At 73.4% G+C, this 24,497-nt stretch carries 19 protein-coding genes and 1 pseudogene; 4 read left to right on the top strand and 16 right to left on the bottom strand.

Annotation, left to right across the window (positions count from 1 at the left end):
• Window positions 1-178: 178 nt before the first annotated feature.
• A complete protein-coding gene (locus F3L20_RS10600; RefSeq protein WP_150154025.1) occupies window positions 179-1,582 on the top strand; it encodes a uracil-xanthine permease family protein in 1,404 nt (467 codons plus the stop codon).
• On the opposite strand, the gene F3L20_RS10595 is transcribed toward F3L20_RS10600, so the two are convergent.
• The gene (locus F3L20_RS10595) at window positions 1,564-2,682 is read right to left on the bottom strand and encodes a glycoside hydrolase family 6 protein (protein WP_150157289.1); all 1,119 of its coding nucleotides are present in this window, start codon (window positions 2,680-2,682) and stop codon (window positions 1,564-1,566) included. The genes F3L20_RS10600 and F3L20_RS10595 overlap by 19 nt on opposite strands.
• A gap of 169 nt (window positions 2,683-2,851) precedes the next feature.
• Here F3L20_RS10595 and F3L20_RS10590 point away from each other — a divergent pair, with 169 nt between their 5' ends.
• Entirely contained in the window at window positions 2,852-3,538 is a 687-nt protein-coding gene (locus tag F3L20_RS10590; RefSeq protein WP_150154024.1) for a DUF5995 family protein, read from the top strand.
• A 2-nt stretch (window positions 3,539-3,540) separates the two neighbouring features.
• Here F3L20_RS10590 and F3L20_RS10585 read toward each other — a convergent pair whose 3' ends face one another.
• The 3 genes from F3L20_RS10585 to F3L20_RS10575 form a co-directional block, all read right to left on the bottom strand.
• Window positions 3,541-5,238 carry a flavin monoamine oxidase family protein gene (locus F3L20_RS10585; RefSeq protein ID WP_150154023.1) on the bottom strand — a complete coding sequence of 566 codons (1,698 nt, stop codon included), beginning with the start codon at window positions 5,236-5,238 and terminating at the stop codon, window positions 3,541-3,543.
• Window positions 5,239-5,278: 40 nt separating this feature from the next.
• A complete protein-coding gene (locus tag F3L20_RS10580) occupies window positions 5,279-6,067 on the bottom strand; it encodes a carbon-nitrogen hydrolase family protein (protein ID WP_150154022.1) in 789 nt (262 codons plus the stop codon).
• A 146-nt stretch (window positions 6,068-6,213) separates the two neighbouring features.
• Window positions 6,214-7,125 (bottom strand): NAD(P)-dependent oxidoreductase, encoded by a 912-nt coding sequence (locus F3L20_RS10575; protein ID WP_150154021.1) that lies wholly within the window; start codon window positions 7,123-7,125, stop codon window positions 6,214-6,216.
• Between the two features lie 84 nt (window positions 7,126-7,209).
• On the opposite strand from F3L20_RS10575, the gene F3L20_RS10570 reads away from it, so the two are divergent.
• On the top strand, window positions 7,210-7,575 hold the full coding sequence (locus tag F3L20_RS10570; protein WP_150154020.1) for a winged helix-turn-helix transcriptional regulator: 366 nt from the start codon (window positions 7,210-7,212) through the stop codon (window positions 7,573-7,575).
• Between the two features lie 218 nt (window positions 7,576-7,793).
• Here the strand turns inward: F3L20_RS10570 and F3L20_RS10565 are convergent, their stop codons facing one another.
• The 11 genes and pseudogenes from F3L20_RS10565 to fmt form a co-directional block, all read right to left on the bottom strand.
• On the bottom strand, window positions 7,794-8,984 hold the full coding sequence (locus tag F3L20_RS10565; RefSeq protein ID WP_150154019.1) for an MFS transporter: 1,191 nt from the start codon (window positions 8,982-8,984) through the stop codon (window positions 7,794-7,796).
• Window positions 8,985-9,084: 100 nt separating this feature from the next.
• Complete coding sequence (locus tag F3L20_RS10560; RefSeq protein WP_150157288.1) at window positions 9,085-11,190, bottom strand: bifunctional polysaccharide deacetylase/glycosyltransferase family 2 protein; 2,106 nt, start codon at window positions 11,188-11,190, stop codon at window positions 9,085-9,087.
• A gap of 861 nt (window positions 11,191-12,051) precedes the next feature.
• Window positions 12,052-12,504, bottom strand: a complete 453-nt coding sequence (locus F3L20_RS10550; RefSeq protein ID WP_150154018.1) for an Lrp/AsnC family transcriptional regulator — start codon at window positions 12,502-12,504, stop codon at window positions 12,052-12,054.
• A 10-nt stretch (window positions 12,505-12,514) separates the two neighbouring features.
• Window positions 12,515-13,993, bottom strand: a complete 1,479-nt coding sequence (locus F3L20_RS10545; RefSeq protein WP_150154017.1) for an amino acid permease — start codon at window positions 13,991-13,993, stop codon at window positions 12,515-12,517.
• A 249-nt stretch (window positions 13,994-14,242) separates the two neighbouring features.
• A complete protein-coding gene (locus F3L20_RS10540) occupies window positions 14,243-15,685 on the bottom strand; it encodes a GuaB1 family IMP dehydrogenase-related protein (protein ID WP_167534677.1) in 1,443 nt (480 codons plus the stop codon).
• A 104-nt stretch (window positions 15,686-15,789) separates the two neighbouring features.
• Window positions 15,790-16,157: pseudogene (locus F3L20_RS10535) on the bottom strand (barstar family protein).
• Complete coding sequence (locus F3L20_RS10530) at window positions 16,154-16,543, bottom strand: ribonuclease domain-containing protein (RefSeq protein ID WP_206338885.1); 390 nt, start codon at window positions 16,541-16,543, stop codon at window positions 16,154-16,156. Before F3L20_RS10530 ends, F3L20_RS10535 begins: the two are co-directional and overlap by 4 nt.
• Window positions 16,544-16,583: 40 nt before the next feature.
• Window positions 16,584-17,627 (bottom strand): sugar-binding transcriptional regulator, encoded by a 1,044-nt coding sequence (locus tag F3L20_RS10525; protein WP_145827884.1) that lies wholly within the window; start codon window positions 17,625-17,627, stop codon window positions 16,584-16,586.
• 78 nt (window positions 17,628-17,705) lie between these two features.
• Window positions 17,706-18,392 carry a ribulose-phosphate 3-epimerase gene (gene rpe, locus F3L20_RS10520; protein WP_150154015.1) on the bottom strand — a complete coding sequence of 229 codons (687 nt, stop codon included), beginning with the start codon at window positions 18,390-18,392 and terminating at the stop codon, window positions 17,706-17,708.
• A 428-nt stretch (window positions 18,393-18,820) separates the two neighbouring features.
• Window positions 18,821-20,248, bottom strand: a complete 1,428-nt coding sequence (locus tag F3L20_RS10515) for an RsmB/NOP family class I SAM-dependent RNA methyltransferase (protein WP_150154014.1) — start codon at window positions 20,246-20,248, stop codon at window positions 18,821-18,823.
• Between the two features lie 67 nt (window positions 20,249-20,315).
• Entirely contained in the window at window positions 20,316-21,248 is a 933-nt protein-coding gene (gene fmt, locus F3L20_RS10510; RefSeq protein WP_150154013.1) for a methionyl-tRNA formyltransferase, read from the bottom strand.
• Between the two features lie 295 nt (window positions 21,249-21,543).
• Between fmt and F3L20_RS10505 the strand changes: the two genes are divergently transcribed.
• The gene (locus F3L20_RS10505; protein WP_150154012.1) at window positions 21,544-22,092 is read left to right on the top strand and encodes a hypothetical protein; all 549 of its coding nucleotides are present in this window, start codon (window positions 21,544-21,546) and stop codon (window positions 22,090-22,092) included.
• A 180-nt stretch (window positions 22,093-22,272) separates the two neighbouring features.
• Here F3L20_RS10505 and F3L20_RS10500 read toward each other — a convergent pair whose 3' ends face one another.
• Window positions 22,273-24,420, bottom strand: a complete 2,148-nt coding sequence (locus F3L20_RS10500; RefSeq protein ID WP_150154011.1) for a primosomal protein N' — start codon at window positions 24,418-24,420, stop codon at window positions 22,273-22,275.
• Window positions 24,421-24,497: the final 77 nt, after the last annotated feature.

Here is a 24,497-nt window from a genome sequence, read left to right as displayed (position 1 = left end):
TCCTGGAACGTACGGGATGGGTGCCGTCTACATCGAACAACGGCGTGTCCTCATCCTAAGCGGCACCCTAAGCGGACGCTCAGAGGCGCCTGTGTGCCCGTCCACCTGTGCGAACCACCCCCGTCCTGGCCTCACAATGGTCCGGACACGCTGGCCTCACGAACGAAAGCGACACCCCATGGATCTCGGCGTCCGCTGGAAACTGCACGGTGACGGACGCACACCGGCGCCCGGAGCGGTGGTCCGCCCCGACGAGCGGCTCTCCTGGCCCCGCACCGCGGGCCTGGGCGCCCAGCACGTGGTCGCGATGTTCGGCGCGTCGTTCGTGGCGCCCGTGCTCATGGGCCTGGATCCCAACCTGGCGATCATGATGTCGGGCGTCGCGACCGTCATCTTCCTGCTCGCCACCCGTGGCCGGGTCCCCAGCTACCTGGGCTGCTCGCTCTCCTTCGTCGGCGTCGCCGCTGTCATCCGGGCCGACGGCGGCTCCAGCGCCACGGTCACGGGCGCGGTCCTCGTGGTGGGGGCCGCGCTGTTCCTGGTGGGCCTCGCGGTACGGCATTTCGGCGCGCGGATCATCCACGCGACGATGCCGCCCGTGGTGACCGGCGCGGTGGTCATGCTGATCGGCTTCAACCTGGCACCGGTGACCGCCTCGACGTACTGGCCGCAGGACCAGTGGACCGCGCTGTTCGTGATGCTGTTCACCGGCCTGGCCGTGGTCTGCCTGCGGGGCTTCTGGTCCCGCATCGCGATCTTCCTCGGGCTGGTCTTCGGCTACGTCCTGTCCTGGGCCCTGGACCGGGTGTTCGGGCGGATCCACTCGGCGGACGCGAGCGGCAAGGTCACCGACCACTGGCGGCTGGACCTTTCGGGCGTGGGCCGTGCGGACTGGATCGGCCTGCCCGACTTCCACGGGCCGTCCTTCGAGTGGTCGGCGATCCTGGTCGCCCTGCCCGTGGTGATCGCGCTGATCGCGGAGAACGCGGGGCACGTCAAGGCGGTCGGCGAGATGACCGGCGACAACCTGGACGACAAGCTCGGCACGGCCATCTCCGCCGACGGCGTCGGCTCCATGCTGTCCACCGCGGTCGGCGGCCCGCCCAACACGACCTACTCGGAGAACATCGGTGTGATGGCCGCGACCCGCGTCTACTCCACCGCCGCCTACTGGGCCGCCGCCGGCTTCGCCCTGCTGTTCGGCCTGTGCCCCAAGTTCGGCGCGGTCGTGGCGGCCGTCCCCGGCGGAGTGCTGGGCGGCATCACCGTCATCCTGTACGGCATGATCGGTCTGCTCGGCGCCCAGATCTGGCTCAACGCCAAGGTGGACCTGCGCAATCCGCTGAACCTCGTACCGGCCGCGGCGGGCATCATCATCGGCGTCGGCAACGTGTCGATGGAGTTCACCGACACCTTCTCGCTGAGCGGCATCGCGCTGGGCACGCTGGTCGTCATCACCGGCTACCACGCGCTGCGCGCCTTCGCGCCCGCCCACCTCAAGACCCAGCAGCCGCTGCTCGACGAGGGCGTGTCCTCCTACGACAGGGGCGGCACGGAGGACGGTCAGCGGGCCAAGTCGTAGGCGTACGACGGACTGAAGCTTCCCGGCTCGCCCTGGCAGCCGTCCGACTCGCCGGGGAGCTTCACCCACAGGTAGGCGTCGATCCGGGCCTCGCCGGTGCTGAGCGTCGGGGCCCGGCCCAGTTTGCGGCCCGCGGGATCGCACCACTCGCCGTCGGCCGGGGCGCCGTTGCCGTTGCGGCTGGTGTCGATCACCGCGCCGAGTCCCGACGGCCCGCCCAGGGCGTCCAGCACGGCGCGGTCGTAGGCGATCTCGCCGGCGGTGCCGTGGAAGTTGGAGACGTTGCTGAAGATTCCGTCCGAGGACGCGGACGAGGCGGCTCCCGCCTGCCGCAGCAGGTCCGCCTGCTTGGCGGGCGTGTGCCAGCCGGAGTGCCCCGCGTCGAAGTAGACCCGGGCCCGGGGGCCGGCCTCCTTGATCACCCGCCCGGCGCGGGCCAGCGAGGCGAAGCGGTCCGCCCGCTGCCGTGCGGACAGGCAGTCGGCCTGGGCGACGGAGTCCGGCTCCAGGATCACCACGACCTCTCCGCCGCCGAGCCCGGCGGCGAACCGGTCGATCCAGTCGTCGTAGGCGACCAGGCTCGGGGCGCCGCCCTCGGAGTGGCCGCCGCAGTCCCGGTCGGGGATCGCGTACGCCACCACGACGGGCACCCGGCCCTGCGCGGCGCCCCCGGACGTCACCGCCTTCACCCGGGCCGTGACCGTGTCCGGCGACCAGTCCGCGAACCAGACGGCCGCGGGCCGGTCGGCTATCCGGGACTCGATCACCGGACGGCGCGGGTCGCCGGGGTGCGCACGCACCCAGTCCAGGACCCGTGACGCGGGGTGCCGGTAGAGCGCCGTGGAGACGGGAGCCGTCCGCTGCTTCTTCTTCGCACGCGCGGTCGGCGAAGGGGACGCACTCGTGCGCCGGGGACGGGCCGACGGCGAGGCGGACACCGTGGGCGAGGGGGACGCCGAGGGCTCGGCGGGCAGCGGCACCGGGCGCGGCGACGCCGACGTGTCGGGGCGGGCCTCGTCGGTGCCCCGTCCGTCCCCGGCCGCCGAGATCACCCCGGAGACGGTGCCGACCACGACGACGACGGAGGCCGCCGCGAGCATCGTGGTGCGCCGTGCGGCGCGCCTGCGCTCCGCACGGCGCTCGGACCGTCTCCGGGCACGCGAGCCTGCCACCTCTTGCTTCCCTCCCCACGGCGGTCGCGTTCCCCGTTCCGGGGAAGCGCCGGGCCCGCCGCCACTGACGCCACCCTAAAGGTGCGACTCTGCGCTCATGGCGCAATGCGAACAAGTCCTCACCCCGGTCGACGGGGTCGTCGCCCGTATGCGCGCCCTCGACGCGGCCCTGTCCGCGCGGGACGGGGTCGCGGTCTTCAACCGCGTCTACCTCGCCGTGACGCGGGCCGTGGACCGGCGCGTCGACGCCGGGCTGTTCCCCGACACCCGGGCGGTGATCGCGCTGGACGTGCGGTTCGCCGAACGCTACCTGGCCGCCGTGGACGCGGCGGCGGAGGGACGCCGTACGCCCGCCTGCTGGCGTCCGCTGTTCCAGTTCCGCCGCCACCCGGAGGTACGTCCGGTGCAGTTCGCGCTGGCGGGCATCAACGCGCACATCGGCCACGACCTCGCGCTGGCGGTCGTGGACACCTGCCGTACGCTCGGCTGCGAACCGGCCGATCTGGAGGACGAGTTCGAGGCAGTGGGCGAACTGCTCCTGTCGCTGGAGGAGCGCATCCGCGAGGAGTTGGTCCCGGGCCCCGAGCTGCTGCGGATCGCCGATCCGCTGACCCATCTCCTCGGCGCCTGGAGCCTGGAGCGCGCCCGGGACGCGGCCTGGACGGCGGCGCGCGCCCTGTGGGCGCTGCGCCGGCTGCCCGACGTGGCGGCGGAGTTCACCGAGCGGCTCGACACCGCGGTGGGTTTCGCGGGCCGCATGCTGCTCACCCCGCTGCCGGACTGACCTCAGTCCTCCGGGAGTTCGACCGGCGCGATCTCGTCGTACAGGTCGCCCGGGCCCGGGTTGGTCGCGTCCGTCGCACCCCCGAGGTGGTGCATCACTCCCCAGACCGCGTTGAGCGCGGTCTGCACGGCGCCCTCGGCCCAGCCCGCCGTCCAGGAGATGTCGTCACCGGCGAGGAACAGGCCCCGCTTGTCCTCCGGCAGCCGGTCCTGCATGAAGTGGGTGAACAGCCGCCGCTGGTAGCGGTAGTGGCCCGGCAGGTTCGCCTTGAACGCGCCCATGAAGTAGGGCTCGTTCTCCCAGGAGACGGTCACCGGGTTGCCGATGACGTGCTTGCGGATGTCGACCTTGGGATAGATCTCGCCGAGCGACTTCAGCATGACCTCCATCCGCTCGTTGGCGGACAGCGGAAGCCACTTCAGGCTGTCGTCGCACCAGGTGTACGACAGGCACATGACCGCCGGCTTGTCCGGGCCGTTGTCCAGCAGATAGGTGCCGCGGGTCATCCGGTCGGTGAGCGTCATCGACATGACGTCCCGCCCGGTGTCCTCGTCCTTGTCCAGCCAGAACGGGCGGTCCACGGGCACGAACAGCTTGGAGCTCTCCATGTAGTGGGTGCGCTCGATGGCGGTCCAGTGGTCGATCGGGAAGAGCGAGTCGTCACAGTCGATCTTCGAGAGCAGCATCCACGACTGCGCGGTGAAGACGGCGGCCCGGTACGTACGGATGTCACCGCGCGCGTCGGTCACGGTGATCCGGTTGCCGGCGGTCCGTCCGAGCCGCGTGACGGCGGGCCGCGGCTCCCCGTCCACGTGCAGGGACTTCAGCGAGGTGCCGTAGGGCCAGTGGACGATCTTCTGCGCCTCCCGCTCCCACAGCCTGAGCGGCAGCTGCTGCGACCCCCCGACGATCCCACGGTGATGGTCGTCGGCCTCGGTGTAGACGACCCGGAGAATCTCCAGGATGGAGTTCGGGAAGTCGGTGTCCCACCCCCCGGTGCCGAACCCGACCTGCCCGAAGATCTCCCGGTGCCGGAAGGACCTGAACGCCTCGGACTCACACAGGAACCCGTAGAACGTCTGGTTGTCGAGCTTCTCCACCAGCCGCGACCAGATCTCCCGGATGCGCGGCACGTCCCGCTCGCGCAGGGCCCGGTTCATGTCGGAGAAGTCGGCACCCTCCTCCAGGCACCGCGCCCAGGCGTCGGCCACGTCCCGGTAGACCTGCGGCAGGTCCGCCATGGTCTCCGCGTAGTGCGACTCCCCCTTGAGGTCCACGACCGTCGAAGGGGTGGCCTCCGACAGCGGGTTGGGGAAGGGCCGGGTCTCCAGTCCCACCAGGTCGATGTAGTGCTGCAACGCCGTGGAGGACGGCGGGAAGCGCATCGCGCCCATCTCGGCGGTCAGCGACTCGTCGCACCCCTCGAAGCCGACGGTGCGCAGCCGCCCGCCGATCCGGTCGGCCTCGTACACGACCGGCTTCAGGCCCATCTTCATCAGCTCGTACGCGGCGACGATGCCGGACAGACCGCCGCCGATCACCGCGACCTCGGTGCCGTGCTCGGTCGCCGGGACCTGGCCGATGCCCGCGGGGTGGGCCAGGAAGTCGTCGTACGCGTACGGGAAGTCCGGGCCGAACATGGTGATCGGCGGCTGCTGCTCGTCGGCGTGCTCGACGGCGTTGGGCACCGTGGACGTCATGGGGTACGGACTCCTTGCGGGGGTGGAACTCGGGACGATGTCAGGCGAGGGACCCGTAGAGACCGGGACGGCGGTCCAGCAGGTACGGGTTGTCCTCCCGGGACGCGGCGAGGAACAGCGGATCGACGTCGGCGAGGAGCAGTTCCTCACCCCGGCCCGCGCGGCCGCGGGCCACGCCGTCGGGACCGGCCAGGGTGGACAGGCCGACGAACTCGAAGTCGCCTTCCGGGCCGACCCGGTTGACGTACGCGATGTACATCTGGTTCTCGAAGGCCCGCACGGGCACCACGGCCTCGGCGACGAACTGGAACGGGTGCAGCTGGGCCGTGGGCACCAGGAGCAGGTCGGTACCGGCGAGCGCGTGGGCGCGGACGTTCTCCGGGAACTCGACGTCGTAGCAGATCATCAGGCCGACGGTGAGGCCGTCGAGCTCCGCCTGCACGACGGGCCGGTCGCCCGGGGTGAAGTGGTCGCGCTCGAAGCAGCCGTAGAGGTGGGTCTTGCGGTAGTTCGCGAGGCGGGTGCCGTCGGGGGCGACGAGCTGGACGGAGTTGTACACCGTGTCGCCGGCGCGCTCGGGGTAGCCGTAGGCGACGGCGAGACCGTGGCGGGCGGCGGTCGCGGCGACCGCGTCCGCCGCGTCGCCGTCGGCGGGCTCGGCGAGGCGGCCGAGGTCGTCGCCGACGGCGTAGCCGGTGAGGAAAAGCTCGGAGGTCACCAGCAGATCCGCGCCCGCCGCGGCCGCGCGGACGGCGGCGTCGTCGAGAGCCTTGAGGTTCTCGGCGACGTGGCCGGGGTGGCCGGAGCTCTGGAGCAGGGCGGTGCGCATGCGTGATCCTCACCGGGCAGGCGGGGGTTGGGGGTCACCCATGAAGGTACGGTCGCGTGCCCGCGCCGGACAAGAAGAAGCCGTTGCGCACCGGTGCGCCGATCGTTGCGCGTGGAGGGCCGGTCACGGCGATTCGTTGCACCGGATCAGCGCGCGCCCCGGATGCTGTCGATGATGCGGGTCCAGTTGTCGCCTCCGTGCCCGTTCTCGATCGCGCGCCGGTAGTGCCCCTGCACGGCCAGGGGGAGCGCGAGGTCGAGACCGAGTGACCGGCTGGTCTCGACGATGTGGTCGGACGTGGCGCCCATCATGGTGACCGTGCTGAGATCGCCGGGATGTTCGCCGGCGTCGAGCGCGGTGCCGGGGGCGTTCTCCTCACCGGCCCGCAGGATGTCGCCGATCGAGTCGGCGGAGGAGAGCAGCTCCGGCAGCGCCTCCCGGGCCTTCATCCCCGCGGAGCCCAGCATCGCGGTGGCGTGCATCAGCCCGGACAGGGTGGTGAGGAACACCGCGAGCTGGGCCTGGTACATCATCTGGGCGAGACCCGGGTCCCCGCCCAGGTACTTCGGCGCCCCCAGCAGCGCCAACGCGGCCCGGTGGCTCTCCATCACGCGTTCACGTCCGCTGTAGTAGACGAAGGCCGCCTCCGTGCCGACCATCGGCGCGGGGACCATGACACCTCCGGTCAGGAAGGCGGCGCCGTGCCCCTCCGCCCAGGCGGCCGCCTCACGCGAGCGGTCGGGAGTGTCGGAGCTCAGATTGACCAGGGTCCGTCCGGCGAGCGAGGCGGTGGCGCCGCCGAGGATGTCGTACATCGCCCGGTAGTCGGTGAGGCTGAGGATCACCAGGTCACTCGCCTCGACCGCCTCCTTCGGTGTGGCCGCGGGCGTCGCTCCGTCGGCGACGACGCCGTCGGCCCGGGCGGCGGTGCGGTTCCAGACGGTGACCGGGTGGCCGGCGGCGAGAAGCGTTCGGGTCATGGCCTGCCCCATCGGGCCGAGCCCGATCACGGTGACGGAGCGGTCGTCCTTGCGGGTGCTGTTCTCTCGTTCGTTCACACCTCCATGGTTCGACAACGTCACTACCCTCGGAAGTACCGACTTTTTTCTGCGGTACTTACCTTTTCGTAAGGGGGTTCGGTGATGGCGAAGGCGCCGAGGACGGGGCCGTACATCTGCGGCATCGACGCCGCGCTCGACGTGGTGAGCGGCAAATGGAAGGGGCTGATCCTCTGGGAGCTCGACGCCCATGGGGTACGCCGCTTCGCCGAGCTGCGCCGCGGTCTGCCGGGGGTGAGCGAGAAGATGCTGACGCAGCACCTGCGGGAGATGGAGGAGGACGGTCTGGTGCACCGGGAGGTGTACGCCGAGGTGCCGCCGCGCGTGGAGTACTCCCTGACCGCGTCCGGGCGCGCACTGAACCAGGCCCTCGCTCCGCTCGGCGCCTGGGGCACCGAGCGGATACGCCGCGAAGGCTTCGAAACGGTCACCATGTCCTCACACGGGTGACCACAGCCGCCCGCGGCCGCCCACGGCGAGGAGCGGGCGGGGCGGGGGTGGGCGCCCGCAGCGGCCGGCGCGTCCGCGCCCTGTGCGTCTCCTGGCGACCCGATCGCGCCGGACGAGGACGACCACCCCCGCCGCGACCCCGCACCACCACCCCACCGTGGGCGCTACAGCAACCCCACCGGACAGTGCCCTGCGCCGCAGGCGTCACACCTCAGCCCCTACCCGCCCCTCCGCGACACCACGGCCAGACCCACCGCCACCAGCACGTACGGCACCGCCGACACCGCGAACGCCGCACCATGCCCGTGGCCCGACGCGATCAGCGCGTACCCCGCGAACACCGTCAGCGTCACGACCTCCGTGCCCAGTCCCGCCACCGACGTCAGCGTCGCCCGCCCCGTCGACTCGATCCGGTGCTGCAGGCGCGCCTCCGCCAGCACGGTCGCCGCCTGGAACGCACCGAACGCCACCGCGACCAGCAGCAGTCCCGCCACCGTCCCCGCGACGGCGCCCACCGCCAGGGCGACGCCTCCCCCGCCCAGCAGCAGAGCGAGGCCGCCCGTGCCGAACCGCTCGCCCTCCCCCGCCAGCAGGCTTCCGGCCGTGGCGCCGCCCCAGATCACCAGCAGCACCCACGGCACGGCCACATCGGCGACCCCCGCCTCGCGCACCAGCAACGGCGTGTACTCGTCCAGCGCTCCCCACACCGCCGCCACCGCCGGCACCAGCAGCAACGCGCCCCGCACGGACCGGTCACGCCGAGCCTCCCCCAGGCCGGCCCGCAGAGCGACGCCCCAGCTCCGACGCTCCTCGGCCTGCGCCACCCGGTGCTCGGGAAACCTCAGCGCGGTCACCGAGGTCAACAGGCACACCAGCACACTCGCCGCCCCCACGGCCGCATGGCCGCCCCACGCCAGCACAGGCCCGGCCAGCCCCATCGCCGCCATCACGGCGACCAGCCCGGCCGCCCGCGCCCGCCCCAGCACACGCGCGTACCGGTCGGAGGCTCCGCCCCGCTCCAGCTCGTCGTAGACGAGAGCCTCCAAGGCACCGGAGCACAGCGCCCCACCGATCCCCCACAGCACGAACCCCGCCGCGAAGGCGGCGTACGACGGCACGAGGATCCACAGCGCGAACCCGGCGCCCGTCAGCAGCGGGCCGACGACCAGCAACAGCCGCCGTGACACCGCGTCGGCCCACGCCCCGGACGGAACCTCCAGCACCACGGCGGTGACGGACCACAGGGCGAACAGGGACGAGATCTGCCACACGGACAGCCCGGCGTCGCTGAACAGCAGCGCGTACACCGGGTACAGCAGAACGCATTCTTCGAGGAACGAATAGCCGTACAGCGTGGTCGTCAGCCGACGCACGCGCACGTCGACGGCACGCGTGGGCGTGAGAGTCATGAGGCCTTCCCGTAAGGGCGGTTCGGACACCGGACGCTGAGGTCGAACGGCGCCCGCGGCGGCCCTCGGGAGGCACTACGGATGGATCAATGTCGCCAGGTCATACTCCCGAGGGTAGTCCTCCGCCCTTCGGCGGCACCACCACATTCCCCTTCCTCTTGAGCCGCTGCCAGGGCAGCCGGTACCCGCTGAGCGCGGTCAGGCAGGCCTGCACCAGCACCAGGTACATCACCTGCCGGTACACGACCTGCTGCACCGGCAGCGCCCACAGCGGCCGCAGCGGCTCCCCGTCGAGACGGAAGGCGTACGCGGCGCACACCCCCTGCACCGCCAGCACCCCGCACCACGCCAGCAACGTGAGCGCCGCGTTCCCGAACACCAGCCCGTACACGGTCAGCAGGTCGATCAGTGGAGCGAGCAGCGGCGTGAGGATCTGGAACACCGCCAGCAACGGCAGCCCCACCCGCCCGAACCGCCCCGCGTGCCCGCGCTCTACGAGGGCGTGCCGGTGCTTCCACGCGGCCTGCATGGTGCCGTAGCTCCACCGGTACCGCTGGCGCCACAGCTGCCGCAGCGAACCCGGTGCCTCGGTCCAGGCGAGCGCGTGCTCGGCGTAGTGGACGTCCCAGCCCGCCCGGTGCAGGGCCATGGTGATGTCGGTGTCCTCCGCGAGGGTGTCCCCGCTCATCATCCCGGCCTGCCGCAGGGCGGAGACCCGGAAGGCCCCGACGGCACCGGGGACGGTGGGCATGCAGCGCAGCAGGTCGTACATGCGCCGGTCGAGGTTGAAGCCCATGACGTACTCGATGTGCTGCCAGCGGCCGAGCATGCCGTGCCGGTTGCCGACCTTGGCGTTGCCGGCGGTGGCGCCGACGGACGGGTCGGCGAACGGCTCGACGAGGCGGCGGACGGTCGAGGGCTCGAAGACGGTGTCGGCGTCGAGCATCACGACGATCCCGTGCGAGGCGCGCAGGACACCGGTGTTCAGCGCGGCGGCCTTGCCCCGGTTGGGCGTGCGCACCACGGTCACCCCGGGCAGCCCCAGCGCCTCGGCGGCGTCGGCGGTGCCGTCGTCGGAGCCGTCGTCCACGACGACGATCTCCACGGGGTGGTCGCTCGCGGCCAGCGACCGGAGCGTCTTGCCGATGCACACGACCTCGTTGTACGCGGGCACGACCACGCTGACCGGCCCGGTGACAAGCGGCCCCGGCCCGCCGCGGGGACGCCGGCGGGCGAGCCGGGCGTGACGGCGGGCCAGCCCGAGCATCACCACGCACCGGGCCAGCACCAGCCCCCCGACGACCAGCAGCAGCGCGCCCAGCACGGACACCGTCGTGCCCGACACGGTCACGGCGGTCACGAACACCCACCCCCGCCACCGCTCCGCCGTGTCGACACCGCCCGTGAGGCGTTCGGCGCCCACCAGCTCGGCGACCGTGGAGAAGCGGTAGCCGTCGGCCTTGAGCCGCGGCACCAATGTCTCCAGCGCCCGCACTGTCTGCGAGCGGTCGCCCCCGGAGTCGTGGAGCAGGACGACCGTCCCCCGGCCGGGCACCTCGGGAACGGCGGCGTCGGCGATGGCCCGGGCTCCGGGCCGGCTCCAGTCGCGGGTGTCCTGGTCGACGAAGGCCAGAAGGTACCCCTTCTCGCCGAGGTACCGGGCGACGGTCCAGGACGGGCCGTCCAGCGCGCCGGTGGTCGAGGAGTACGGCATCCGCACCAGCGAGCTGTGGATCCCGGCGGCCCCGGCGAGGGCGAGCTGGGTGAACGCCAGCTCCCGGTCGACCGCGTCCGGCGACTGCGTGGCCAGGTCGGGGTGGGAGAAGGTGTGCACCCCGATCTCGTGTCCCGAGCGGATGAGGTCCCGTACGAGGTCGGGGTGGCGGGCGGTCTGCCGTCCGGTGACGAAGAAGGTGCCGGGCACGTCGTTGCGGTCGAGGACCTGGCGGATCCGGGGCGTCCACGCGGGGTCGGGTCCGTCGTCGAAGGTCAGAACGACCGTCCTGGGCGGGGCCCGGTAGGTGCGCGGCGGATCGTGGCCCGCGTCGACGACCGGTCCCCCGCCCGCGACGTCCCGGGGCACGCCCGCCCCGCTCCGTCCGGCCCGCTCCCCGCGGCCCTCCTGGTCCCCGGCGAAGCCGCGGGAGGTGTATCCCTCGACGGCGAGGACGGAGACGACGAAGGCCAGCAGGACCAGCGGCACCACGACGCGGAACCAGCGCCGCCGCGGCCCCCGCGCCGCGGCGGTGGACCGGCCGGGCGGTGCGGTCGCCCCCGCATCAGGGGTCCCGGCGCCCGGCGGGTCGTCGGGCGGGGAGGTGCCGGGGTTCTCGGACGGCGCCTCGGGCGTGGGCTGCGGCGTCCCGGGCGGCTCGGACGGGTTGTCCGTACCGGGTCCGGACGGCTCGTCGGTGCCGGGCGGCGGAGCCTCCGAGTCACCGCCGTCGCCGGGCGCGGACGGCTCACCGGCGCCCGGATCCTGCGGATCCTCGGGCACACCCGGCTGCTCGGCGTCGCCGGGCTCCTCGGGGGGGGTCGGCCCGTCCGTGACCTCGACCCCGCCCGCGTCCGGCGGTTCCACCGGCACCCCGGCGACGCTGCCGGGACCGGCGCCCGGCGGCAGCAGCAGCGAGCCCGCCGGTCCTCCCCGGCGATGAGCGGGATGAGCGGTATGCCCGGCTCCACCCCGGCCCCGGCCTCCTCGGTCGGCCGGGCGTCCCCCTCGGCGTCCTGGCGCAGCGGGGCGGTCGGTGAGGACTCGCCGGGCAGCGGCGGCAGCAAGGCCTCCGGGGCGAAGGGGGTCGCTCCCATCAGGCTCAGCGTGAGGACGCTCAGATAGCCGGCCGCCAGCCCGGCGGCCCCGTATCCGGCCCGTCGCAGCAGCCTGGCCCGTCGGCCGGAGGCGTCGACGAAGACCGGATCCGGGCCTTCGGGCTCACCGGTCACCGCACCGGAATCGGAGGGCTGCCGCATATGCCCCAGATTACGCCGGTTCAGTGACCCTCACGCGGGGACGGCCCGCCGGGAAAAGCGGGCCGGCCCACCTGGACGACCTCCGTGTCACGGCCTAGGCCGGCGAGCCGGACGAGAACCGCCGCAGCAGCGGGGACAGCACCAGCACGGACTTGGTGCGCTCGACGAACGGCTCGCCCGCGATCCGCTCCAGCACCCGTTCGAAGTGGCGCATGTCGGAGGCGAAGACCTGGGCGACCGCGTCCGCGTCACCGGTGACGGTGGACGCGGCGACGACCTCCTGGTAGCGCTCCAGGCCCCGCTGGATGGTCTCCGGGGAGGTGTTGCTGCGGCAGTAGATCTCGACGAACCCCTCGGTGTGCCAGCCGAGGGCCCCGGGGTCCACGCGCACGGTGAAGCCGGTGATGGCCCCGGTGGCGCGCAGCCGGTCCACGCGCCGTTTCACGGCGGGCGCGGACAGGCCGACGAGCTGGCCGATGTCCGCGTAGGAGCGGCGGGCGTCCTCGGCGAGGGCGTGCACGATGCGTTCGTCGAGATCGTTCAGCACTGCGGGTGGTTCACTTCGCTTCTGGTGCGGAGGGGGCGGCGAGCCGGGAGCGGCGGTAGCCGTAGAGGAAGTAGAACACGAGGCCGACAGCCATCCAGACACCGAAGACCACCCAGGTGACGGTGGACAGGCTGCCCATCATCCACAGGCAGAGGCCGAAGCCGACGGCGGGCAGCAGCGGGGACAGCGGCACCCGGAAGGTGCGCGGCATGTCGGGGCGGCTGCGGCGCAGCACCACCACGGCCACGTTGACCAGCGCGAAGGCGAACAGGGTGCCGATGCTGGTGGCGTCGGCGAGCTGGCCGAGCGGGACGGCGGCGGCCAGCACACCGCAGAACACGGACACGATCAGGGTGTTGGCGCGGGGCGTGCCGCTGCGCGGGCTGACCCGGGCGAACACCTTGGGCACCAGTCCGTCCCGGGACATGGCGAACAGGATGCGGGTCTGCCCGTAGAGCACGGTCAGGACGACGCTGGCGATGGCGATGACGGCACAGAACGCCAGCAGGGTGCCCCAGAAGCTCTGGCCGGTGACCTCGCGCATGATCTGGGCGAGGGCGGCCTCGGAGTCGGTGAACTGCCGCCACGGCTTGGCGCCCACGGCGACGGCGGCGACCAGGACGTACAGCGCGGTGATGACGGCGAGCGACAGCAGGATGGCGCGGGGCAGGTCGCGCTGGGCGTTCTTCGCCTCCTCACCGGCGGTGGAGGCGGCGTCGAAGCCGATGTAGGAGAAGAACAGGGTGGCCCCCGCGGCGCTGACGCCGGCCATGCCGAGCGGCATGAAGTCCTCGTAGTTGCCGGAGCGGAAGCCCTGGACGCCGATGGCGCAGAACAGCACCAGGGCGCCGATCTTCACGAGGACCATGACGGTGTTGGCGCGGGCGGACTCGCGGGCGCCGCCCAGCAGGAACGCCATGGCGAGCAGGACGACGATCAGCGCGGGCGCGTTGAACACGCCGCCGTCGCCGGGCGGGGCGGAGAGCGCGGCGGGCAGGGTGACGCCGATGGTGCCGTCGAGGAGTTCGTTGAGGTACTCGCCCCAGCCGACGGCGACGGCGGCGACCGAGACGCCGTACTCCAGCATCAGGCACCAGCCGCAGACCCAGGCGATCAGTTCACCCATCGTTGCGTACGCATACGAGTAGGAGGAGCCGGAGACGGGGATGGTGCCGGCCAGTTCGGCGTAGGAGAGGGCCGAGAAGAGGGCCGTCAGGCCGGCGATGACGAAGGACAGCGTGACCGCGGGTCCGGCCTTGGGGACGGCCTCGCCGAGGACCACGAAGATGCCGGTGCCGAGCGTGGCACCGATGCTGATCATGGTCAGCTGCCACAGTCCGAGGGACCGCCGCAGCGTGCCGCCCTCACCCTGGCCACCCTCGGCGACCAGGCGTTCCACGGGCTTGCGGCGCATCAGGCGCATGCCGATGCCCGATGACTGCGGGGCGGAGGGACCGCCGTCGTGCGAGGGTGCGCCCTGGTCGAGCACGCGCTGACTCCTTGATCGCTGCCGGGCTTCCGCGGCCGGGGACCGACGGCACCCCGCGACAGCCGGGACCCGTCGAGCGGGGTCCCCGCCACACACGTACAGCGCGTAACACTACGAGGTTCTTCGTTGCTGCTGAAATGCAGCAACCTTGCGCACCACCGCAAGATCATTGCGTTCCTCGAGGTGAGGCGGGTGTTCGTTGCGCCGGCCGTGTGGGCCGTTCCACACCCGCCTCTCCCGGCGCGGGGCTCAGCTCCAGCTGGCGTGCAGCGGCTTGCCCTCGGCGTACCCGGCCGCGCTCTGGATGCCGACGACGGCCTTCTCGGCGAACTCCTCCAGCGAGCCGGCACCGGCGTAGGTGCAGGAGGAGCGGACGCCCGCGATGATCGAGTCGATCAGGTCCTCGACGCCGGGGCGCTCCGGGTCGAGGAACATGCGGGAGGTGGAGATCCCCTCCTCGAACAGCGCCTTGCGGGCACGGTCGTAGGCGGACTCCTCGGAGGTGCGGTTGCGCACGGCACGGGCGGACGCCATGCCGAACGACTCCTTGTAGGGGCGGCCGTTCGCGTCGTGCTGGAGGTCGCCCGGGGACTCGTAGGTGCCGGCGAACCACGAGCCGATCATCACGTTCGACGCGCCGGCCGCGAGGGCCATGGCCACGTCGCGCGGGTGGCGGACACCGCCGTCGGCCCACACGTGCTTGCCGTACTTCTTCGCCTCGGCGGCGCACTCCAGCACCGCGGAGAACTGCGGCCGGCCGACGCCGGTCATCATGCGGGTGGTGCACATGGCACCGGGGCCCACGCCGACCTTGACGATGTCCGCGCCGGCCTCGATCAGGTCGCGGACGCCCCCGGCGGAGACGATGTTGCCGGCGACGACCGGGACCTGCGGGTCGAGCCCGCGCACCAGCCGGACGGCATTGATCATCGACTCCTGGTGGCCGTGCGCGGTGTCGATGACGAGGGTGTCGACGCCCGCCTCGAGGAGCTGCTTGGCCTTGCCGGCGACGTCGCCGTTGATACCGACGGCGGCGGCGACGCGCAGCTTGCCCTGGGCGTCCGTGGCGGGCGTGTACAGCGTGGCGCGCAGGGCGCCCTTGCGGGTGAGGATGCCGGCCAGGCGGCCCTCGCGGTCCACGGCGGGCGCGTAGCGGCGGTTGGCGCCGTCCAGGGTGTTGAAGGCCTCGCGCGGGTCCATCCCGGCGTCCAGCAGGATCAGGTCCTTGGACATGACCTCGTCGAGCTGGGTGAAGCGGTCCACGCCGGACAGGTCGGCGTCGGTGACCACGCCGACCGGCCGGTTCTCCGCGTCGACGACGACGCCCGCGTTGTGCGCCCGCTTGGGCAGCAGGGACAGCGCGTCGGCGACCGTCTGGTGCGGTGCCAGCACGATCGGGGTGTCCAGCACCAGGTGGCGGCCCTTCACCCAGGAGACGACCTCGGCGACGACCTCGATGGGGATGTCCTGCGGTATGACGACGAGTCCACCGCGCCGGGCCACCGTCTCCGCCATGCGGCGTCCGGCGATGGCGGTCATGTTGGCGACGACGAGCGGGACGGTGGTGCCCGTCCCGTCCGGGGAGCGGAGGTCCACGCCCTGCCGCGAGCCGACCGCGGAGCGGCTCGGCACCATGAAGACGTCGTCGTACGTCAGGTCGTACGCGGGCTGGATGTCGTTGAGGAAACGCACGTGCTGCACATCCCAGTCGATCAGATCCCAGTCGTCAGAGGTGGCCCCGGACAGGTCAGCCAGGGGAAGAGCACGTACTTCATTCTCCCATGGCGACCGGAATGTCAGCCCCGGTCGGATCGTCCAGCCTGGTCCGGGAGGTGCTCGGCGGATCCTCCAACGGCGAGCGCCACGGTGAGGGAGGGGGTGCGGTCCGCGGCCTCCGCGAACACCTCCTGGGCGGTCGCCCACTCCTCGGGGCGCGCCGTCGCGTACGCCCGCCAGCCGCGGACGACGAGCAGCAGCCCGCGTTCCACCGCGCCCTCGGGCCAGACGGTGTGGTCGGCGAGGGAGTCCACCAGGGCGTCCCAGTTGCGGCCGAACCACTCGGGAGCGCCAGCGCGCGGGCGCACCGGTCCATCAGGCCCGCCTTGTCGGTCACCCCGTCTAGGTCGACGGGGACCACGAGCCGGCCGGTGAGGTCCTGTGTCATCTCAGTACCGCCGTGAACGATGCGAAGTGGTCGTCGGTGTAGTACGTCTCGCCGTTCCCGCCGGTGACGATGCGCCGGGCGCCCCGGTCGTCCGATCCCGGCGTCGGCACCGTGTACTCGTGGTAGTAGCCCCGGTCGTGCTGGGGCAGCAGCCCCTCGAAGTTGCCGAACACGACGCCGTCCCGCTCGTACGGGAAGGGGCCGCCCTCGTCGATCAGCTCAAGGGTGCGGCGGGCCTCGGCGGGCAGGTCGGAGGCCTGCACGGTGGGCAGTCCCTCGGCCCACGCCGGTACCCCGCCGTCGTCGCCCTCGGTGGAGCAGCCCGCCAGCAGGGCGAGCAGCAGGCAGGCCACGAGACGCGGGAGGAGGGCGCGTCGCAGCATCATGCGGCCGATGCTGCCAGCCCCCTCCCGGTCCCACCCGCCGTCAGGGGCCGTCCGGGTCCGCACGGTTCAGGGAGGACCGCGGGGCGGGTCCGGCGGTCATCAGGTAGTCGGCGGCGGAGGTGTCGGTCACCAGGCTGGTGACGAGGCCGGAGCGCAGCACCGCGTCGATCGCCGGTCCCTTGCGCTGTCCGCCGGCGATCGCGACGACCTCGGGCACCTTGCGCAGCTGGTCGGTCTTGACCGTGATGCACCGCTCGCCCAGGTCGCGGCCGACCCGGCGGCCCTCGGCGTCGAAGAGGTGGGCGGACATCTCGGCGGCGACGCCGAGGGAGGCGTAGTGCGCCCGCTCCTCGTCGCTGAGCATGTCGTGCACGGTGGAGATGCCAGGCTCCCAGGAGCCGATGGAGACGCAGGCGACGGTGACCTTGTCGAAGTACTCGAAGGCCCGCGCGATGCCCGTCTGGTGGCGCAGCGCCTCCGCGGTGGCGGCGTCGGGCAGCAGCATCGGCGCGTAGATGGGGTGGGCGTCGCCGCCCGACACCTGGGCGGCGCGGCGCACGGCCTCCACCGAGCCCCGTTCCGCGGTGCCCGCGTCGTACACGCCGGTCAGCTGGACGACCGTGCAGGGCGGCAGCCGGTCGAGGGCCGCCGCCATGTGGATGGTGGAACGGCCCCAGGCCAGGCCCAGCACATCCCCTTCGTTGACCAGCTCGCCGAGCAGGTCGGCGGCCACCTCTCCCAGGTTCTCCGGGTCGGGGGTCTCCTCGGCCTCGGCCGGGGACTCGACCACGACCGCGTGCCGCAGACCGTAGCGGGCACGGAGCGCGTCCGAGCGCTCGGCGTCCAGCTCGGCGGGCACGCGGATCTCGATGCGTACCAGATCACGCTCGAGGGCGGTCTCCAGGACCCGGGCCACCTTGAAGCGGCTGACGCCGAACTCCTCGGCGATCTGGATCTTGGACTTGCCCTCGAGGTAGAAGCGGCGGGCCATGGCCGCCGCCTGCACCAGCTCAGCGGGTCCCATCCGCATGGCTGACCGGCCCGCCGACATACCCGACACGGCGCTCTCCTCACTGCTGTTCACACTCTGGACTCGCCGTTCATCCTTGCAGATCCGGCGCTGTCGATCAGCCCTGCCGACCGCCGTTCACATATCTGACGCTCAGTGGTCGCACGACCACGACGCCGCAGCCGTCGCCGTCTCGGCCTGCTTGCGCAGGGCACGGACCGCCTCGGCCGGGTCCGAGGCCCCGTACACCGCGGAGCCCGCGACGAAGACGTCGGCACCGGCGTCGGCGCACTGCTCGATGGTGGAGGCCGAGACACCGCCGTCGACCTGCAGCCACAGCTGCAGACCGTGCTTGCTGATCAGCTCACGGGTGCGGCGGATCTTCGGCAGCATGATGTCGAGGAACGCCTGCCCGCCGAAGCCCGGCTCCACCGTCATGATCAGCAGCATGTCCAGCTCGGGCAGCAGGTCCTCGTACGGCTCGATCGGCGTCGCGGGCCGCAGGGCCATGGACGCGCGGGCCCCCTTGGCGCGGATCTCCCGGGCGAGCCGGACCGGCGCGGTGGCGGCCTCGACGTGGAAGGTGACGGAACCGGCCCCCGCCTCCACGAACTGCGGCGCCCAGCGGTCGGGCGCCTCGATCATCAGATGGCAGTCCAGCGGCGTGTCCGTCGCGCGGGCCAGCGACTCCACGACCGGCACGCCGAGAGTCAGGTTGGGGACGAAGTGATTGTCCATCACGTCGACGTGGAGCCAGTCGGCTCCCTCCACGGCTTTCGCCTCGTCCGCGAGCCGGGCGAAGTCGGCGGACAGGATGCTGGGACTGATCTGCGGGGCCATGCCCCAAGCGTATGCGCTGCGCCGCGCGGCGGTACCAACGGTCCGGGGACTGGTCAACGGGGGCGGCGACACGGAGATCCGCACCCCCGCGGCGGGTCGCCCGGCCCCGCCCGGACGCGCCACCCATGGGTGGCGCGCCCAACGGGCAGTTGATCAGCCCCCGCCCGCACCCGCTGCCCACGGCGTCCCGTCGCCCGTCCGCTGTCTGCGCGGACAGCCGCCCCGGTCGTCGGCCGGGGGATGCGCGTTGTCGCACCCCGCCGTCCGGGACCGCCACCGGCTCCGCCGCGGGCCGGACACGTGCCCGGCGGGACGACCGCTGCTCACGACATGCTGCCGCGGCGAGGACCCGTGGCCGGGCTCGGTGCGCCACGGTGAGGGCGGCTCCCGTCGGGAGAGGGAGGAGCGCGGCGCCCGCGTCCTCCGGGTCAGGCCGTACGGCGCAACAGCGCCAGATACATCGCGTCGGTGCCGTGGAGGTGGGGCCAGAGCTGGATGTCCGGGCCCTCACCGAGGTCCGGGACGTCCGGGAGGAGCAGGCGGGCGTCGATCAGTTCGGCGTCCGGGAACTGCTTGAGCAGGTCCGCCACCACGGCCCGCGTCTCCGCGAGGTGCGGGGAGCAGGTCGCGTAGCCGACGACGCCGCCGACCCGTACGGACTCCAGCGCGGTCCGCAGCAGTCCGCGCTGCAGGGGCGCGAAGCCGTCGAGGTCCTCGGGGCGGCGCCGCCACCGCGCCTCGGGCCGGCGCCGCAGCGCGCCCAGACCCGTGCACGGCACGTCGACCAGCACCCGGTCGAAGCTCCCGGGCCGCCACGGCGGCCGGGTCCCGTCGGCGGCGACCACCTGGTACGGCCCGGGGTTGCCGGCCAGCGCCTTGGCGACCAGGCCCGCCCGGTGCGGCTGCTTCTCGGAGGCGAGCAGCACGGCACCGCGCTCGGCGGCGATCGCGCCGAGCAGCGCCGCCTTGCCGCCGGGCCCCGCGCACGCGTCCAGCCACCGGCGGTCCGGCCCTTCGACGGGCGCCGCCGCGAGCGCGAGCGCCACCAGCTGGCTGCCCTCGTCCTGCACCCCGGCCCGCCCCTCGGCGACCGCCGGGACCGCGCCGGGCTCCCCGCCCTCGGTGAGCCGCACCGCGTACGGGGACCAGCGGCCGGGGACGGCGGCCTCCTGGGCGAGCAGCTCGTCGGCCGTGGCCCGCCCGGGACGGGCGACCAGCGTCACCTCGGGCCGTTCGTTGTCGGCGCGCAGCAGCTCCTCGACGCCGGCGCGTCCGCCGCCGAGGGAGTCCCACAGCGCGGAGACCACCCAGCGGGGGTGCGAGTGCACGACGGCGAGGTGGTCCTCGGGGTCCTCGTCGTAGGGCGGCGCGACCCGCTCCAGCCAGCTGTCCAGGTCGTCCTGGGCGATCTTGCGCAGCACGGCGTTGACGAACTTGGCGCGCCCGTCGCCGAGTACCACCCGGGCCAGTTCCACGGTGGCGGACACGGCGGCGTGCGTGGGGATGCGCGTGCCGAGGAGCTGGTGGGCGCCGAGGCTCAGCACGTCGAGCACCGGCGGGTCCACCTCGCGCAGCGGCCGGTCGACGCAGGCCGCGATGACAGCGTCGTAGGTGCCCTGGCGGCGCAGCGTGCCGTACACCAGCTCGGTGGCGAGCGCCGCGTCCCGCGCGTCGAACTTCTCGGGTCCCTCGCTCTCGCGCGCCTTGCGCAGCAGCGGGGGCAGGACGAGGTTGGCGTACGCGTCACGCTCGTCCACGGCCCGCAGCGCCTCGAAGGCGAGGATACGGACGGGGTCCTTCTTGGGACGGCGGTAGGGCTTGGCGGGCCTGCGGGGCCGACGGGGCTGGTCGCTCACGTAAAAGGTGCTCCGGATGTGGGGTGAAGTGCGCGCTCCAGCCTACGTCGTGGAGCAGCCGGGGGCGTCAGTCGCCGAGGGTCTCCCCGGCCGCGATCCGCACCCCGCGCGCCCAGTCGGCGGCGCGCATCGGCTTCTTGCCCTGGGCCTGCACCCACAGCAGCTCCACCGCGTACGAGCCGGTCCCGACGTACACGTTGTTCTTCCCGGCGTGCAGCTGCCCGGGGACGAGGTCGGTGCGGTCCGGTACCGGCACGGCCTGGACGATCTTCAGCCGCTCGCCGCGGAAGGTGGTCCAGGCGCCGGGCGCGGGTGTGCAGCCGCGGACGACCCGGTCGACGCGCAGCGCCGGGGTCCCCCAGTCCACGCGGGCGTCCTCGACGTTGACCTTGGGGGCCAGACTGACGCCGTCGGCGGGCTGCGGTACGGCCTTCAGGGTGCCGTCCTCGATGCCGTCCATGGTCGCGGCGAGCAGCCCGGAGCCGGCGAAGGCGAGCCGGGTGAGCAGGTCGCCGCTGGTGTCGGTGGGGCGGATCTCCTCGGTGACGGTGCCGTAGACGGGCCCGGAGTCCAGGCCCTCCTCGATGAGGAAGGTGCTGGCGCCGGTGATCTCGTCGCCCGCCATGATCGCGTGCTGCACGGGGGCGGCTCCGCGCCAGGCGGGCAGCAGCGAGAAGTGCAGATTGACCCAGCCGTGGGCGGGGATGTCGAGGGCGACCCGGGGCAGGAGGGCGCCGTAGGCGACGACGGGGCAGCAGTCCGGTGCGATCTCGGTGAGGCGCTCCAGGAACTCGGGGTCGCGCGGCTTCGCGGGTTTCAGCACCTCGATCCCGGCCTCCTCCGCGCGCTCGGCGACGGGCGAGGCGACGAGCCTGCGGCCACGGCCGGCGGGCGCGTCGGGCCGCGTCACGACGGCGGCGACCTCGTGCCGTCCGGAGGCGAGAAGAGCGTCCAGTGCGGGAACGGCGACCTCGGGGGTACCGGCGAAGACGAGCTTCATGGGGTGCTGAGGGCCTCTCGGGCGGGAACGTTCGGGCGACGCACCAGTCTATGGGGCGGCCCTCCCCCGTGGACGCGGGGACGAGGGTGCCGCGCCCCGGACGCGCGCCGTGCGGTGCAGGAACGTTCCGAGCTGGGGGCCTCGTCGTACCAGGTGGTCCTCGCAGGGGCGTACGCATATGCCGCCGCGCCCCCAGCCCGTGACCCGCGGACCGAATCGGCGTTGGTCAAGAAAGAGTTGACCACGGGCCCCGACAGGGTCCATCCCTTTCAACGCCGGTTCGAGAGGCTTGTTCATGGCCGACCACGCAACCCACGACGCCCAGGCTCGGGCCAGCCTGCACTTGCTGGTGCGGGACATCGAGCGGGTCCGCCGGCAGGTGGACGCGCTGCGCACGCTCACCGCCCAGCTCGGCAACGTCTACCGCCCGCGCCGCTCCGGCCCCTCCACGGGCTTCGTCGTCTACGGACGCGCGCCCGCCCCGACCGTACGTCTCGCCCAGGAGCTGCGGGACAGCGTCGAGACCCTGGTCACGGCCGCCGTGGACTTCGACCGTTCGCTGGGTTTCTCGTGGGACGCGGTGGGCTCCGCGCTCGGGGTCACCAAGCAGGCCGTGCACCGCCGGTACGGCGCCCGCCGGGCGGCCGCGCAGGCAGCGGCCCCCGCCGAGGGCGAGCGGGCCCCGGAGTCGTCCACGACCCGCACGGTCAACGTGGGCACCGGTGTCACCACCGTCCCCACCGTGCCCGCGGCCCGCTCCATGCCGACCCAGCCGACGGCAGGCAGCCCGTCCCTCCGCGACGACCCGCGCCCCACGGCCTTCCCTACCCCCCGCAACGGCTGACGCCTCAGCCCTCCGTACCGCCCTCCCGGTTCGCCGTCCCGGGAGGGCCCCTCCGCCCGGCCCCGAGGGTTCACCCCGGGCCGCACCACGCGGCACACCGCGCACGACCGTCGACCGGCACCCGCCGGCCGACGGTCCACAGCCGATGTCCGGCGGGTCTCAGCCGATGTCCGGCAGCTCTCAGCCGATGTCCGGCGGGTCGATGCGGACCCACACCGGCGTACTGCCGCCCCGCGCCATCCGCGCCGCCTGCGCCGACTTCAGCGCGGCGGCCAGGGCCGCCCCGTTCCCCGGAGGCACCCGGATCAGTGCCCGGTCCCACTGCTCGCCGGGCGGGGGCGCGCCCGGACGCCGCGGGCGGCCCGCCGGGGTGACCGGCAGGGGCACCGGCCCCAGTACCTCCGCCCGCGCCGGCAGCTCCACGGCCCCCAGGAACTCGGCCACCGCCTCCCCCGGCCCCGACACCGCCGCCATCCGCGACACCGGCGGGAAGCCCAGCTCGCCCCGCTCGGCCAGTTCCCGCAGCGCGTGGCCCGCCGGGTCCCAGCGCACCAGCGCCTGCACCGGCCGCAGGGTCGGTTCGGCCACCACGACCACCGTGCCGCCCGCCGACTGCGGGCGGACCAGCGCCGCCGCGCCCATCCAGCGCCGCAGGGCGTCCTCGCCGGCCCGCAGGTCGGGGCGGCTCAGCATGGCCCACCCGTCCAGCAGCAGCGCCGCCGCGTAGCCGCCCTCGGCCACCGGTTCGGCGCCCGGCGTGCTCACCACCACGGCGGGTGTCCCCGGCACCGTGTCCAGCACATGCTCACGACCCGAGGTACGGACCGGGACCGCGGGGAAGGCACGCCCCAGCTCCTCGGCGGTCCGCCGCGCCCCCACCACCTGCGCCCGCAGCCGGAAACCGCCGCACTCGGGACAGTGCCAGCCGCTCTCCGTACGCCCGCACCATCCGCACCGCAGGTCGTCCGAGCCGTGCGCCTCCAGCGGGCCGGAGCAGTGGCGGCACCGCGCCGGCGCCCGGCAGTCCGCGCACGCCATCCGTGGCACGTAGCCCCGCCGGGGCACCTGGACCAGCACCGGTCCGTGCCGCAGGCCCTCACGGACCGCCTGCCAGGCGAGGGTGGGCAGGCGCGCGGCGCGGGCGGCCTCGTCCCGCGCGAGGTCCTGGTCGCCCACGGTCCGCACCAGTGGGGCGGCGGCCCGCACCTGCTCCCGCGCGGCGTGCAACGGCCTGGCCCAGCCGGTCTCCACGAGCTGCGCGGCCTCCACGGTGCAGTTCCAGCCGCCCAGCAGGAAGCCGCACCTGTCCTGCGCCGCCCGCAGCAGCAGCACCTCCCGCGCGTGCGGCTGCGGGGCGTGCTGCTCGCTGAGGTTGTCGTCCCCGTCGTCCCAGACGGCGACCAGCCCGAGGTCGCGCACCGGGGCGAACATCGCCGCCCGGGTCCCGATCACCGCGCGCACCGCTCCCCGCCGTACGGCGAGCCACTGCGCGTACCGCTTCTCCGGCCCGGCGTCGGCGGTGAGCACCGCATGCCTACCCTCCCCCAGCAGGTCGGTGAGCGCGGCGTCGAGCCGTGCGACGGCCCGTCCGTCGGGCAGGACGACCAGTGCGCCGCGCCCCGAGGACAGGGTCGCCGCGACCGCCCGGGCGATCTCCTCGCTCCACCGCGGTCCCGGCAGCGTGTTCCACACGGCGCGGGGGCTGCCGCCCGACGACAGGGACTCCAGGAAGGCCGGTCCCTGGTCGTACCGCTCCCACGACCCGGCCGCCGGGGCCGGGGGCGGGGGCAGCGGATCGGGCGAGGGACGCTGCTCGGCGCGGGCGTTGCGCGGCGGCACGGCGAGCTGCAGCACGTCGGCGAGGCTGCCCGCGTACCGGTCGGCGACCGCGCGGGCCAGGCCGAGCAGCTCCTCGTCCAGCACCTGCTCGGGCGAGACGACCTGGGCCAGCGCGGCCAGCGGGCCCGCGTAGTCGGACTCGGGCAGGCGCTCGACGAGGAACCCGTCGATCAGTCCCCCGCCCTCACGCCGGCCGTCCCGCACCCGGTGCCGTCCGGCCCCGAAACGCACCCGCACCCGCACGCCCGGCTGGGCGTCGGCGTCCAGCTCCTCGGGGACGGCGTAGTCGAAGTAGCGGTCGAGGTGCAGCACGCCCTTGTCGACGAGCACCCGGGCGACCGGCAGCTCCTTGGCGAGCGCGGCACCCCGCCAGGTGCGCGGCTTGGCCCGGGGGGCCTTGGCCTGACGCACGCTCTCCCGGATGAGCGCGAGCTGCTCGGGCGGCGCGCCCTGCGCACCACCGTCCGGCTGTCCGTCCTCGCTGCTCACGCCTGCATTCTTCCAAACCCGACTGACAACGCCGGCCGCCACCGTTGCGGGCAGTCGTGCCTTCCCAGTGCCTCAAG

The organism is Streptomyces tendae (assembly GCF_008632955.1).
Lineage (GTDB): Bacteria > Actinomycetota > Actinomycetes > Streptomycetales > Streptomycetaceae > Streptomyces.
This window is presented reverse-complemented; position numbering and strand designations above follow the sequence as displayed.

What these genes read in the sequence shown, in the direction of transcription:
- fmt (WP_150154013.1), bottom strand. Translation starts at nt 21,248, where the DNA reads ATGAAGCTCGTCTTCGCCGGTACCCCCGAGGTCGCCGTTCCCGCACTG.
- F3L20_RS10505 (WP_150154012.1), top strand. Translation starts at nt 21,544, where the DNA reads ATGGCCGACCACGCAACCCACGACGCCCAGGCTCGGGCCAGCCTGCAC.
- F3L20_RS10590 (WP_150154024.1), top strand. Translation starts at nt 2,852, where the DNA reads ATGGCGCAATGCGAACAAGTCCTCACCCCGGTCGACGGGGTCGTCGCC.
- F3L20_RS10565 (WP_150154019.1), bottom strand. Translation starts at nt 8,984, where the DNA reads ATGACTCTCACGCCCACGCGTGCCGTCGACGTGCGCGTGCGTCGGCTG.
- F3L20_RS10585 (WP_150154023.1), bottom strand. Translation starts at nt 5,238, where the DNA reads ATGACGTCCACGGTGCCCAACGCCGTCGAGCACGCCGACGAGCAGCAG.
- F3L20_RS10600 (WP_150154025.1), top strand. Translation starts at nt 179, where the DNA reads ATGGATCTCGGCGTCCGCTGGAAACTGCACGGTGACGGACGCACACCG.
- F3L20_RS10580 (WP_150154022.1), bottom strand. Translation starts at nt 6,067, where the DNA reads ATGCGCACCGCCCTGCTCCAGAGCTCCGGCCACCCCGGCCACGTCGCC.
- F3L20_RS10595 (WP_150157289.1), bottom strand. Translation starts at nt 2,682, where the DNA reads ATGCTCGCGGCGGCCTCCGTCGTCGTCGTGGTCGGCACCGTCTCCGGG.
- F3L20_RS10570 (WP_150154020.1), top strand. Translation starts at nt 7,210, where the DNA reads ATGGCGAAGGCGCCGAGGACGGGGCCGTACATCTGCGGCATCGACGCC.
- F3L20_RS10530 (WP_206338885.1), bottom strand. Translation starts at nt 16,543, where the DNA reads ATGATGCTGCGACGCGCCCTCCTCCCGCGTCTCGTGGCCTGCCTGCTG.
- rpe (WP_150154015.1), bottom strand. Translation starts at nt 18,392, where the DNA reads ATGGCCCCGCAGATCAGTCCCAGCATCCTGTCCGCCGACTTCGCCCGG.